Annotated in this window: 13 protein-coding genes; 12 read left to right on the forward strand and 1 reads right to left on the reverse strand. The window is 59.4% G+C overall.

Annotated elements, in window-relative coordinates:
- Positions 1-40 precede the first annotated feature (40 nt).
- From AQ996_RS06540 to AQ996_RS06550, 3 genes are all read left to right on the forward strand, one after another.
- Positions 41-904, forward strand: a complete 864-nt coding sequence (locus tag AQ996_RS06540) for a phosphatase PAP2 family protein (protein WP_055252108.1) — start codon at positions 41-43, stop codon at positions 902-904.
- A gap of 45 nt (positions 905-949) precedes the next feature.
- A complete protein-coding gene (locus AQ996_RS06545) occupies positions 950-1,975 on the forward strand; it encodes a threonine aldolase family protein (protein WP_055252110.1) in 1,026 nt (341 codons plus the stop codon).
- A gap of 75 nt (positions 1,976-2,050) precedes the next feature.
- On the forward strand, positions 2,051-2,632 hold the full coding sequence (locus tag AQ996_RS06550) for a GNAT family N-acetyltransferase (protein ID WP_055252112.1): 582 nt from the start codon (positions 2,051-2,053) through the stop codon (positions 2,630-2,632).
- Between the two features lie 35 nt (positions 2,633-2,667).
- Here AQ996_RS06550 and AQ996_RS06555 read toward each other — a convergent pair whose 3' ends face one another.
- Positions 2,668-3,390: a GntR family transcriptional regulator gene (locus AQ996_RS06555; RefSeq protein ID WP_082435559.1), complete on the reverse strand. Its 723-nt coding sequence runs from the start codon at positions 3,388-3,390 to the stop codon at positions 2,668-2,670.
- Between the two features lie 205 nt (positions 3,391-3,595).
- Here AQ996_RS06555 and AQ996_RS06560 point away from each other — a divergent pair, with 205 nt between their 5' ends.
- The 9 genes from AQ996_RS06560 (at position 3,596) to AQ996_RS06600 (ending at position 12,715) form a co-directional block, all read left to right on the forward strand.
- A complete protein-coding gene (locus AQ996_RS06560; RefSeq protein ID WP_006235139.1) occupies positions 3,596-4,588 on the forward strand; it encodes an SIS domain-containing protein in 993 nt (330 codons plus the stop codon).
- A gap of 259 nt (positions 4,589-4,847) precedes the next feature.
- Entirely contained in the window at positions 4,848-5,930 is a 1,083-nt protein-coding gene (locus AQ996_RS06565; protein WP_055252118.1) for a DMT family transporter, read from the forward strand.
- A 183-nt stretch (positions 5,931-6,113) separates the two neighbouring features.
- A complete protein-coding gene (locus AQ996_RS09660) occupies positions 6,114-7,037 on the forward strand; it encodes a PTS sugar transporter subunit IIAB (protein WP_055252120.1) in 924 nt (307 codons plus the stop codon).
- A 36-nt stretch (positions 7,038-7,073) separates the two neighbouring features.
- Positions 7,074-7,868 (forward strand): PTS mannose/fructose/sorbose/N-acetylgalactosamine transporter subunit IIC, encoded by a 795-nt coding sequence (locus tag AQ996_RS06575; RefSeq protein WP_006235136.1) that lies wholly within the window; start codon positions 7,074-7,076, stop codon positions 7,866-7,868.
- Positions 7,869-7,881: 13 nt separating this feature from the next.
- Positions 7,882-8,715 carry a PTS system mannose/fructose/sorbose family transporter subunit IID gene (locus tag AQ996_RS06580; RefSeq protein WP_055252122.1) on the forward strand — a complete coding sequence of 278 codons (834 nt, stop codon included), beginning with the start codon at positions 7,882-7,884 and terminating at the stop codon, positions 8,713-8,715.
- A 192-nt stretch (positions 8,716-8,907) separates the two neighbouring features.
- A complete protein-coding gene (locus AQ996_RS06585) occupies positions 8,908-9,891 on the forward strand; it encodes an SIS domain-containing protein (protein WP_055252124.1) in 984 nt (327 codons plus the stop codon).
- 156 nt (positions 9,892-10,047) lie between these two features.
- On the forward strand, positions 10,048-10,677 hold the full coding sequence (locus tag AQ996_RS06590) for an HAD family hydrolase (RefSeq protein ID WP_055252127.1): 630 nt from the start codon (positions 10,048-10,050) through the stop codon (positions 10,675-10,677).
- Between the two features lie 206 nt (positions 10,678-10,883).
- Positions 10,884-11,891: a YitT family protein gene (locus tag AQ996_RS06595; RefSeq protein WP_055252129.1), complete on the forward strand. Its 1,008-nt coding sequence runs from the start codon at positions 10,884-10,886 to the stop codon at positions 11,889-11,891.
- Between the two features lie 104 nt (positions 11,892-11,995).
- Complete coding sequence (locus AQ996_RS06600; protein WP_055252132.1) at positions 11,996-12,715, forward strand: GntR family transcriptional regulator; 720 nt, start codon at positions 11,996-11,998, stop codon at positions 12,713-12,715.
- Positions 12,716-13,042: the final 327 nt, after the last annotated feature.

The raw sequence follows: 13,042 nt of genomic DNA on the forward strand, positions 1-13,042 counted from the left end.
ACGCCCCATTTGGGCAATCTGACCTCATCGAAAGGAAAGCATGTTCGGATACATCTATAAGAAAGATGTCGCCATGATCGCGGTTGTCCTGTGCCTTTGTCTGGGCGTGGGCAGTTTCTTCGATTATCAGATCTCGAGCGCGCTCTTCAATATCGGCAGCATGTACGGTCGCTTTATCGAGGCCGCTGGCGAGCTGCCGTTCGAGCTGACGGCGAGTATCGCGGGCGTCATGCTCGTGCGCGCGGTGCGTCCCGACTCCAGGGGGAGCAAATGGCTCGCCGTGCTCGGCATCCTCGTCAACGTTGGCCTGGCCGGCTACGAGATCGTCTCGTCCCTGAAGGTTGGCGGCAAACTCATCGCGGTTCAGCTGGTTCTGACGTTTGCATTGGTCATCGCGGCCAACCTCATCGCCTATCGCCTCACGCGCGACACCGACTCCGACGAGCTCACACGCTGGGCGCTGATGGTGCTTGCCGTGTGGGTCGCTCAGGCCATCATCCTCAACGTGATCGTCAAGCCGCTGTGGTCGCGCCCGCGCATGCGCGTGATCGAGGTCACGCCGGGGCTCAATTTTCAGCCGTGGTGGGTGATTGGCAATCCCGACAAGTGGAGCTATATCGCCGCCGGCGTGATCAAGGACGGCTTTAAGTCGTTTGCGAGCGGACACACGGCGCACGCGGCGATCGGCCTTATGCTCGCCGGGCTTCCCGCGGCGGCCTTTACGGAAAAGCCGTCGCGACGCCGCGTGGTCTTTTGGGTCGCTGCCGTGGTCGCGGCGCTCGTCGCCTTTGGCCGTATCGTGATCGGTGCACACTTTTTGACTGACGTGAGCTGCGGCTTTGCCCTGGTGTTGGCACTTGAGTGCCTTGCCGCGCGCATTGCCTATCCTCACGGCGTACAATAGCCCCACCTGAATCATCTGGCCGATACCTGGTAAGAGAGGATTGCCATGCTCGCGTTCAACAACGACTATTCCCACGGCGCACATCCGGCGGTGCTGCAGGCGCTCGTCGACACCAACATGGAGCCGCAGCCTGGCTACGGCACCGATGCGCACACCGAGCGTGCCAAGCAGCTTATTCGCGAGGCCTGTCAGGCTCCCGATGCCGACGTATTTTTGCTGGTGGGAGGCACGCAGACCAACGCGACGGTGATTGACATGCTGCTCGCGCCGTACGAGGGCGTGGTTGCCGCCGAGACCGGCCACGTTGCCTGCCACGAGGCGGGCGCCATCGAGTTTGGCGGCCACAAGGTGCTCACCATCCCCGGCTACGAGGGCAAGATGCACGCCGAGGATCTCGAAAACTATATCCAAGTGTTCTACGAAAACGAGAGCTGTGAGCACATGGTGTTTCCGGGCGCCGTGTATGTGAGCCTGTCGACCGAGTACGGCACGCTGTACTCCAAGGCTGAGCTCGCGGCAATCCATGCGGTGTGCCAGAAGCGCGAGATTCCGCTGTTTGTGGATGGCGCCCGCCTGGCCTATGCGCTGGCGGCCGATGAGTGCGACATTACCCTGCCCGAGCTGGCGCAGCTGTGCGACGTATTCTACATTGGCGGCACCAAGTGCGGCGCGCTCTGCGGCGAGGCTGTGGTGTTCTGCGGCATGCACGCTCCGGCGCATCCCATTCCGCGCATTAAGCAGCACGGCGCGCTGCTGGCCAAGGGCCGCCTGACGGGCGTGCAGTTTGAGGCGCTCTTTACCAATGGCCTGTATTTTGAGATCGGTCGCCAGGCGATTGAGACGGCTCAGGCGCTGCGCCGCGTGCTGCATGAGCGCGGCTACGAGTTCTTCTTGGAGACGACTACGAACCAACAGTTCGTGATTCTGCCCAACGAGGATATGGCCCGCATTCGCGAGCACGCCTCGATCGAGTACTGGGAAAAGTACGACGAGACCCGCACCGTGGTGCGTTTTTGCACCAGCTGGGCCACGACGCAGGAGGACATCGACGCGCTGGCTGCCGTCCTGTAAGTTGATGCAATGACGAGGGCCGCCTTGCGCTTGGGTTTGGCGCAGGGCGGCCTTTGCTTTTGGGAGAAGGGTTGTATGACCGAGATGTCCGAGCCGACGATTCGCCTGGCGACGCCCGATGACGCGCCGGCGTTGCTTGCCATCTATGAGCCGTATGTGCGCCAGACGGCGATTACCTGCGAATACGAGGTGCCGAGCGTTGAGGAGTTCGCCGGGCGCATCGAGCGTACGCTCAAGCGCTATCCGTATCTGGTGATGGAGCTGGACGGGCGCCCGGTAGGCTATGCCTATGTGAGTCCGCTCAACAGCCGCGAGGCGTACGACTGGTCGGTCGAGACATCGATCTACCTGGCGCGCGACGTGCGCCACGGCGGACTGGGTCGCAGGTTGCACGACGCGCTCAAGCAGTGCCTGGTCGCGATGGGCATCACCAACATGTGCGCCCTCATCGCCGTGCCGCACGACAAGGACGACGAGTATCTAACGCACAACAGTCAGGATTTCCATGCCCATATGGGGTATCGCCTGGTGGGTGCCTTCGACCGCTGCGCTCAAAAGTTCGGTCGCTGGTACGACATGTGTTGGATGGAGTTGGTCCTGGCCGAGCGCACGCCCAACCAGCCCAAACCAACCTGGTTCCCCGACCTCCTCGCCTAAAACCACCACGAAGGTGCCTGTCCCCTTTGTGGTGGTTAGCCGATGGGCTCGGTGTATTTGGCGCGGTCGGTGCGTTGGATGCGCTTGGAGACATGGAGCGGGCGGCCGTCGGTGTCGTAGACGTAGTCGGTGATCAAGATCAGCGCCTGCTCACGCTCAACGTTGAGCAAAAACGCCTCGTTTTGCGAGGCATAGCACACCTCAAAGGTCTTGTGCCCCTGTGCCGGCGCGCGATGGAATTCCTGGCGCAGCGTGGCGTAGAGCGAACCGTTGATATCGCGATCGATGAGCGACCCAAAGCTTGGCGGCAAATAGGTGGTCTCCAGACACAGCGGCGCATCGTCCAGGTAGCGCAGGCGGACAAGTTTGACGAGCTTGCTGCCCACGGTAGCGTCAAAGAACTTGGCCACGCTGCCCGTTGCCTTGGTAAAGCCCGAGTCCACCGTGCGCGTGGTGGGCTTCATTCCCTGACCCTGGACCTGTGCCGTGTAGCTCGAAAACACCAGGTTGTTCTCATGCAGTGCCGGCGTGTCGGCCACAAAGGTGCCACGTCCGCGCTCGGTGCGCACCAGGCCCTCGTCAACTAACACCTTAAGCGCGTGGCGCACGGTGCTGCGCGACAGCGCCGATTCGTCCATGAGCTCCATCTCGGACGGCAGCTTGTCTCCGCGTGCGTAGGTGCCGGCGGCGATGCGGTCACGCAGCGTACCCGCCAGACGCTCGTATTGGGCCAAGTTCTTTTTTGACGAAGTGCTCATGCGAACAACCTGTATCTAACTTGTATGCTTGGCTAATCAAGCATGTATCCAATACAACAATAAAATCGCTGGTAACGAGTTATCGAAAACCGCATCAGCAAAATTTCTAAGACAAATATAGCATACAACTAGTCGACATCGTTAAAACATGTATGTAACTTGTATGCCATCGACAGCATCAAACGAGAAGAAAGGCTGATGCACGATGACTACTCAGGAACAGGTTAAGGACGTCGTCTCCCAGGTTTTGGCTGACAAGGCAGACAAGGGCGGCATCAAGCGCGTCGTGTGGATCGGCGCCGGCGGATCCAACGGCGGCAACTATCCTGCCCAGTACTTTATGGAGCACGAGGCCACGCAGGTCGTGAGCTCCAGCTACACCAGCAACGAGTTCGTGCACGCCACGCCTGCCTACGTCAACGAGAACACCCTGGCCGTCGTCGTGTCCATGCGCGGCACCAAGGAGACCATCGTCGCCGCCCAGGTCGCCAAGGACCACGGCGCCAGCACCATCGCCATCTATGTTGACGAGTCCGGCCTCACCGAGGTCTGCGACTACAAGATCCAGTACGACAGCCTGGCCGTCGACGAGTCCTGCATGGGCCGCACCAACTCTGCCGTCGTGACCATGATCGCCATGGAGCTTACGCAGCAGACCGAGGGCTATGCCGAGTACGAGACCGCTATGGCCGCCTTCGACTTGGTCGACCCCATCTATCGCAAGGCCGTCGAGTACACCCGTCCGCTCGCAGCCAAGTGGGCCGAGCAGAACGCCGACAAGCCCTGCATCAACGTGATGGCTCAGGGTCCGCTCTTTGGTGCCGCCTACGTCTTTAGCATCTGCAACGTTCAGGAGATGCTGCAGATCGACTCCTGCACCATCAACACCTGCGACTTCTTCCACGGTCCCTTCGAGATCCTGGACAAGCGTACCTCGCTGTTCCAGCTCATCAGCGTCGGCCGCAGCCGCTGCAACGACGAGCGCGGCATTCGCTTTGTCAACCAGTACGGTGGTGAGCGCGTCTACCAGCTCGACGCCAAGGAGCTCGGCCTCAACGACATCAAGGACAGCGTGAGCGAGTACTTCAACCACCTGATCTTTGCCCCGATCCTCAACAACGTCTACATGCGTGCGCTCTCCGCCGTCACCCACAAGGACTACATGACGCGCCGCTACATGTGGAAGCTGGATTACTAAGGGATAGAGCGGCCTAACAGCCCAATACCCCTCATGAGTTGCGGTGGAATAGTTCCTGTTTGGGGGCGTGAAGCCTCTGTTTGAGAACTATTTCACTGCAACTGCTAGAGCGGCACTTGGGGACGTTCCCTTTCTGCCGGCAGTTGGGGACACTCCTTGTGTCGAGAGATTTCCCGTTCGCCGATTTGTGCCTTGAAAAATGTATATAACGACTATAACGTAGCATGAAACATATTGGAAATATACTGAGGAGGCTGCGTTGAAGAGGAGCAATCTGGGCTATGTGCTGGTGCTGATCGCCGCGCTTATGTGGGGCAGCATCGGAATCTTTGTAAACGGCATCTCAGCCATGGGCGTTTCGTCCCAGAGCATGGCTGCCTTTCGCCTGTTGTCGGGTGCCGTCTTGATGGCTCCGGTCTTGGCATTTATGGGTTGCCAGGGAGGTGCTCGTGAGGGAAAAGCCTCGGGTCCCATGACGCTGTTCAAGGCAAGCCCTAAAGAGCTCGTTCCCTGCGCGCTTGTCGGTATCGTCGGTTTAGCCGTCGCCAACACCTGCTATTACGAGTGTATGGGCGAGGTGGGCATGTCCACGGCCTCGGTGCTGCTCTACACCTCGCCGGTGTTTGGCGTCATGTTCGGCCGCGTGCTTTATCGCGAGGACGTGACCCTCAACAAGCTCGTCGCCATTGTCTTTAACATCGTTGGCTGTGTGCTTGCGGTGACCAATGGCGACCTTTCCGGTTTTCATTTTTCGGTTTGGGGCGTCACGTCGGGCGTGATTGCAGGCCTTTGTGGTGCGTCGCTCGCGGTGTTTAGCCGGATAGCAACCAAGACGGTCCACCCGCTGGCTGTCACGTTTTGGGGCTTTGTTTTTGGCGGTGCGGTTATGGCAGCTATCGCGGCTCCGTGGCCGGATGTCGCCGCGGCAATGTCGCCACAGCTGCTGCTGCTGTTCCTTGGCTTTGGACTCATCCCCACAGCCGTGGCTTACATCTTATATATGCAGGGTCTGTCCATGGGGCTCGAGACGTCGAAAGTTCCCGTCGTAATGTCATTCGAGACAGTCGTCACCGTGCTGCTGGGCATTGGTGTCTACGCCGAGCCCGCCGGCGCGATCAAAGTTCTGGGCATCGTTTTGGTGCTCGCGTCCATCGTGATTATGAACACCGACTTTTCCAAGCTGCGCAACAGTGTGTTTGTCGGTCATGTCGTTGAGAGCATGACCTTTAAGCCCAACGCGTGGTGGACGGAGAAATCGCAGGACATGGATCTGTTCCGCGAGCGCACGGGCATTGCGCTGGAGCCCACCGTGCAGGAAAGCCCCTGGTACTTCGTGCGATAGGGGGTTGCGCGCGGCGTCCGACCTGGGGTTATCCAGCCAGCGCCGGCCTACCCAAGACCATCGTTTCGATTGCGTTAAACCCGCCAACGGTCGTTTTTCACCCGCGAACGGTTTATATACTAATTATCAATATCCGCAACGTATAAGACGTTATAATGACCATAACGAAAAGGAGGAGGCAAGATGAATCAGATCATTCTCGCATCTCATGGCGGCCTGGCCGCAGGCGCCAAAGACACGCTCGAGATGGTTCTCGGCGACGTGTCGAACGTCCACGTCGTGTCGCTTGCTCGTGACGACAAGGAGCCCATCACCAATAAGGTGGACGCCATGATCGCCACGTTTAACGCGGACGACACCGTCTATGTGCTGACCGATATGCTCGGCAGCTCGGTCAACAACAACATGGTCGAGCTTTCCAAGAACGGCACGAAGTTCACGGTTGTTAGCGGTTTCAACATCCCGCTGGCGCTCACGCTCGCTATGAGCCCCGTCCCCGTCAAGGGTGCCGAGCTCGCGGCCCTCATCAACGAGGCCCGCACCGGTCTGACCAACCCCAACGCACCGGTCGAGGCCGCCGCGGCTCCCGCCAAGAAGGCCAAGGCGTCCCGTCACAGCTCCGGTCCCGCCAAGATCGTCCTCGCACGTCTTGACTACCGTCTGCTGCACGGCCAGGTCGTCTTTACCTGGACCACCAAGGTTCAGGCCGAGCGCATCATCGTCGTCGACAACGCTGCCGCCAACGATGACATCAAGAAGGGCGCTCTTAAGCTGGCCAAGCCCCAGGGCGTGCGCCTGAACGTCTTCACCGTCGAGCGTGCCCTCGCCAAGATGGACAAGCTCAACACCCTCGGCGAGCGCGTCATGTTCGTCTTTGGCAACACGGCCGAGATGCTGCAGTTCTGCCAGGGCTACAAGCTCGACGCCATCAACCTGGGCGCCACCGCCAACCACGACGGTGCCGATCAGGTCGGCGGCAAGGACAGCTCCGTCTTCCTCGACGCCACCCAGAAGGCCGACGTCAACCAGCTGCTCGACATGGGCATCAAGCTCTACGTCCAGCAGACCCCTACGTATCAGAGCGTCGACATCGACGCCAAGCTGTAATCAACCAGGCTTTTGCCTGACTGAAAGGAGAAGGGTATGAATACGTTCATCAGTGCGGTGCTCGTCGGCCTCGTCGGCGTGTTCTGCATGTGGGACTCCCGCCTGCTCGGTCGTCTTAACTTCGAGCAGCCTCTCGTTGGCGCTACGCTCGTCGGTCTGCTGCTGGGCGATGTGCCCACCGGCCTTGCCGTCGGTGCCGCCGTCGAGCTCGTGTCCATGGGCCTGGTGCAGGTCGGCGCCGCCGTTCCGCCCGATATGGTCCTGGGCGGCATCGTGGCCGCTGCCTTTGCGTGCCTGACCGATGCTTCCGCCGAGACCGCCATGACGATCGCCATCCCGGTCGCCGTCCTGGGTCAGCTCCTCGGCATCGTGTTCCGTTCCATCATCGCCGCCCTCACCCATGTGGCAGATAGCGCGATCGATAACGGAAAGTTCAAGACCGCCTACCGCATGCACATCTGCGCCGGCTCCGGTCTGTACGCCGTCATGTACTTCCTGCCGATCTTCCTCGCCGTCTTTGTTGGCACCGACCTGGTTCAGGCCATCGTCAACATGGTTCCCGAGTGGCTGTCCACTGGTCTTAACGTTTCGACCAAGATCATGACCGCCTACGGCTTGGCCCTGCTGCTCACCATGATGATCAAGAAGGGTATGACTCCGTTCCTGTTCATCGGTTTCCTGCTCGCCGCTTACCTCAACCTGTCCGTTATCGCGGTCGCTCTGATCGGTGTGTGCCTGGCTGTCGTCTTCATGGGCTTCAAGTTCAACGGTTCCCATGCAGCCGCCGGTGTCGATTCCGACTACGATCCGCTCGAAGACGACGAAGACTAAGGAGGAACACACTATGGCAACCGCAACCAAGGACGTGTCCCTGAACAAGAAGGTCAGCCAGTTCTTCTGGCGCTCCTGGGCCATCCAGGCCTCTTGGAACTACGAGCGTCAGATGAACATGGGCTTCCTCTACGGCATGGTTCCCACGCTCGATCGCCTCTATCCGGATGAGTCCGACCCCAAGCAGCTCGCTGCTAAGAAAGAGGCTTACCACCGTCACATGGCGTTCTACAACTGCACCCCGCAGACGAGCGCTTTTGTCCTGGGCCTCGCCGCCTCCATGGAGGAGGAGTACGCCAAGGATCCCGAGAACTTCGATCCCGATTCGATCAACGCGGTCAAGACCTCCCTCATGGGTCCGCTTTCCGGCATCGGTGACTCCTTCTTCCAGGGCACCATCCGCGTTATCGCCTTTGGCCTGGGTGTTCAGCTGGCTCAGCAGGGCTCCATCATGGGCCCGATCCTGGCCATGCTCATCTCCATCGTGCCCTCCGTGCTGATCACTTGGTTCGCAGCCAAGATCGGCTACCAGGGTGGCCACGAGTACCTGAGCAAGCTCCAGGGCGGCGACCTCATGGAGAAGCTCATGTATGTCTGCGGCATCGTGGGTCTTATGTCCGTGGGCGGCATGATCGCTACGCTGATCGGCGCCACCACCCCGCTGCAGTTCGCTGAGGGCACCGTCGTGATTCAGGACATCCTGGACGGCATGATGCCCCAGATGATCTCCCTCGGCCTCACCGGCCTTATGTACTGGCTCATCAAGAAGAACGTCAACACCGGTTGGCTTCTCGTGATCGCCATTGTGGGCGGCATCGCCCTCTCCGCGGCCGGCATCCTGGCCTAGTCGCGACCCAGCGCTTTCCCCCGGGGGCCTGCCTGGCATCCCATACCCCAGGCAGGTTCCCATTCTCAAAATGTGACAAAGGGACTGTCCCTTTGTCACATCCTCAACGGGCCGGCGACTCGGTCCTAACCACGGTAACCCTGCGAGCGTCCGGCAATGTGACGCCGCAACAAATCGAAAGGAATGTGTCAGATGTACGAGATCGACCTTAACCTCCCTAAGCAGATCGTCGCTGACGTCCTGTCCAACCACGAGATCCGCAGCGTCGCCTTCGTCGGCTGCGGCGCTTCCATGTCCGACCTTTACCCCGCCAAGTACTTCCTGGCCAACAACACGGACAAGCTGAACGTTCAGATCTTCACCGCTAACGAGTTCAACTACGACACGCCTTCCTGGGTCAACGAGCACACCTTCGTGATCACCTGCTCCCTCGGTGGCTCCACGCCCGAGACCGTCGAGGCCAACAAGACCGCCAAGAAGCACAACTGCCCGGTCGTCTCCCTCACCAACAAGGCTGGCTCCGCTCTGACCGTCGACGCCGACCACGTCATCGTCCACGGCTTCCACGCCAACTACGCTGCCAAGTGCGAGAAGCCCGGCTATGCCATCGCTCTTGCTCTCGAGATCCTTCAGCAGACCGAGGGCTATGACCACTACGAGGACATGATCACTGGCCTCACCAACGTTTTCGATCTCTGCGAGAACGCCGCTCAGCACTGCAAGAAGCTCGCCAAGAAGTTCGCCGAGGACTTCAAGGACGACAAGATGATCTACTTCATGGCCTCCGGTGCCTCCGAGAAGATGGCTTATTCTCACGCCGCCTTCCTGTTCACCGAGATGCAGTGGATCGACGCCGCCGCCTACAACACCGGCGAGTACTTCCACGGCCCGTTCGAGGTTTCCACCGAGGGTAAGCCCTACGTCTTCTTCATGTCCGATGGTGCTACCCGTCCGATGGACGCTCGCGCCCTCACCTTCCTTGAGCGCATGGGCGCCAAGGTCGCTCTGATCGACTCCAAGGACTACGGCCTGGCTGACGCCGTGCCCGCGAGCGTCGTCACCTACTTCAACCCGCTGCTGCACCTCGCCGTTATGCGCGAGTACGGCAACCAGATCGCCGAGGCCCGTCAGCACCCGCTGACCATGCGTCGCTACATGTGGAAGCTTTCCTACTAATCACAAGTAAGTAGACCTTACGGGTTGATTGAGAGGGGATGGGGTTTGCGCCCCGTCCCCTTTTTGCTTTGGGGGCGTGTCTGTCGCGTCGCAAAACACCAGATAAAACCTACCAAAATAAACCTGTCCCTTTTTGGCAGGTGGGAGGAGATGCGTATGATCAAGGCAGTGCTGTTTGATATGGACGGCGTGCTGGTCGATACCGAGTGGTTCTACAACCGTCGCCGCGTGGCGTTTATGGAGGAAAAGGGGTTCCACTTTGACGAGATCCCCGATCTTTCGGGGTCTAACGAGCCTGCCATCTGGAAGTCGCTGGTGCCCGACGATGTTGAGCTGCGCGAGCACTTGCGCGTTGAGTACAAGCAGGTCTACAGCCCGGTTCACCCTGTTCCGTATGCCGAGCTGCTCAACGAGCAGACGGAGCCGGTGATGCGCGAGCTGCACGAGCGCGGCGTCAAGTGTGCCATCGCGAGCTCGTCCTATCGCGAGCTCATTGACGAGCTGGTGGAGATTGCCGGTATCACCGACGTGCTGGACTACACCATCAGCGGTCACGAGTGCAGTGCATTTAAGCCCGACCCCGAGATCTACCTGCGTGCCATGGAGGCGCTGGGTGTGGAGCCTACCGAGTGCCTGGTTATCGAGGACTCGCCTTTGGGCATCGAGGCCGGCAAGCGCTCCGGCGCGCGCGTCCTGGCACTGCGTCCGCACGAGGGCGTCAACCTCGATCAGTCTGCCGCCGACGTTGTCATCGACAACCTGACCGACATCCTACCTGCCATTTAGGGACAGGTTTATTTTGGCAGGTTTTATCTGGGCAAATGCCGAATTCGCCGTGAAGGGATCGCTCTCTTCACGGCGTTTTTCTTTTGAGCGGCCTCACGGTCCTTCTGATGGTTGTCGAGAGAGGGTGAATTGAAGCGTCCTCTCGCGCTCCATGCTACAATCGCCGGCATGCCCCACAATTACATCTGCCTTCGAAGGGAGCCTACGTGGCGAACGCCATCGATCAGCTCACGGACCGCGTGCTCGTGCTCGGCCGCCTTACCATCGTCCGCCGCGCTATTACCGCTGTGGCGGTCACCATTTCTGCCGTTCTCCAGACATTTCTGATCCAGGCGTTCATTCGGCCCGCCGACTTGCTTCCGAGCGGCCTTACCGGCGTCGCGGTCCTGCTCGATCGCGTTACCTCGCTCGGTGGCGTTCACATCGACATCTCGCTCGGTATGCTCGCGCTCAACATCCCCGTGGCGCTCCTATGCTGGAGCGGCATTAGCAAGCGTTTCGTAATCTTCTCGATGATGCAAGTTGTGCTCTCATCGCTGTTCCTCAACATCTTTCATTTCGCCCCGTTTTTGGGCGACAAGATCATGCTCATCATTTTTGGTGGCGTGGTCTCGGGTCTGGGTGCTGCCATTGCGCTCAAGTCCGGTGCATCAACCGGCGGCACCGACTTTATCGCGCTGTGGGTCTCCAACCACACGGGTAAGACCATCTGGGGTGTCATCTTTGGTTTCAACTGCTTTATCCTGGCGATCTTTGGCTTTATGTTTGGCTGGGACAACGCGGCGTACTCCATAGTGTTCCAGTTTATTTCGACCAAGACCATCGACAGCTTCTATCATCGCTACGACCGTGTGACGCTGCAGATCACAACGCGCAAGGCAGACGAGGTCATGACCGCCTATGTTGACCATTTTCAGCATGGTATTAGCTGCGCCGAGGTCATCGGCGGATACAGCCGCGAAAAGATGTACCTGCTGCACGCCGTTGTCTCGACCTACGAGAGCCAGGACATTATCAAGCTAGTGTGCGACATTGATCCCGGCGCCGTGATCAATGTGTTTCACACGCTCGACTTTGTGGGCGGCTGGTGGGGCGGTCATGTCGACGAGCCCATGCCCACGGCCGTTCCCGATCCCGACAAGCCCGCTCGCATAGCGAGTCGTCAGGCGCGCCTCAGTGAACAGGACAGCCTACAGCAGGACGACGGCAAGTAAGGATTTGCTGTATGTGGTGTATCGTTTTATCAAACTGAGGTATCATAAAACTAGACGTTATATACGTATTAGTTATTTCGATATTTCGATAAGAGTGATTAGATATGCCTGCGCCCAAAAATGCACCGCTTTACCAGCAGATTTACGACGAAATCAAGGATGCGATCGAGAAAGGTGTTTATGCACCCAAGGAGCGTATTCCGTCCGAGCTTGAGCTAGCCGAGCAGTACGAGGTGAGCCGCATTACGGTGCGCCGCGCCGTCGAGGAGTTGTGCTCCGATGGCTACCTGGTTAAGCAGCAGGGCCGCGGCACTTTTGTTTCTACGCCGCACATCAATCGCCAGTTTCACGCCTCGACGCTGCAGACGTTTACCGCGCTGTGTGCCGACAACGGCATGAAGGCGGGCGCACATGTGGTCGATCGCCAGATCGTTCCGGCGCGCCAAAACGAGATGGAGTTCTTTGGCCTGCAGAAGGATGCGTTGCTGCTGCATATCAAGCGCGTGCGTACGGCCGACGGTGAGCCCATCTTTGAGGAGAACATCTTTGTGCCGTTTGACGCCTACCGTGAGCTGTTGACGGCCGATCTTGAGGACAAGTCGATTTTTGCCGAGGTCGAGCGTGTTGGCGGAACGCCGATTGTTTCGGTTGGCTACCGCACGGTCGAGGCCGTTCGCGCCAATGCCGAGCAGGCAGCAGAGCTGGGCATCGCCCCGCACGATCCGCTGCTCAATCTACGCGCCGGCTTTACCGGCCCCAATGGCGAGCCGGTCCTGATGGGTAAGCAGTACTACGTGGGATCGCGCTACGTTATGGTCATGTAGGGTTGGTTCCGCCGTTCTAACGAACGGCGGACCGGTCGACGCTGCGCCTTTGGTTACGCGGTTTTACCAAACCGCGTAACGGCTTGACGCTGCAAACCCGTCAGAGCGGCAATCTGCCTTTCAACTTCGGCGGCATGACCAGAAGGTCAATGCCGCCTAGTTTCAAGGCACCTTGCTCGCCCTGGCGGGTTTTCGCTGTCGTTGCCAAGACATCGGTCAGTCATTGGGTGTTCCTATAGTTTTGTCAACCGTCGGGGCTACTCCCGGTAGGGCACCCGGTCGCGCATCACGGCGTATATCGCCCTGAGCCGCTTCCTCGCGACGGCC

This window comes from Collinsella aerofaciens (assembly GCF_001404695.1).
Taxonomy (GTDB): domain Bacteria; phylum Actinomycetota; class Coriobacteriia; order Coriobacteriales; family Coriobacteriaceae; genus Collinsella; species Collinsella aerofaciens_E.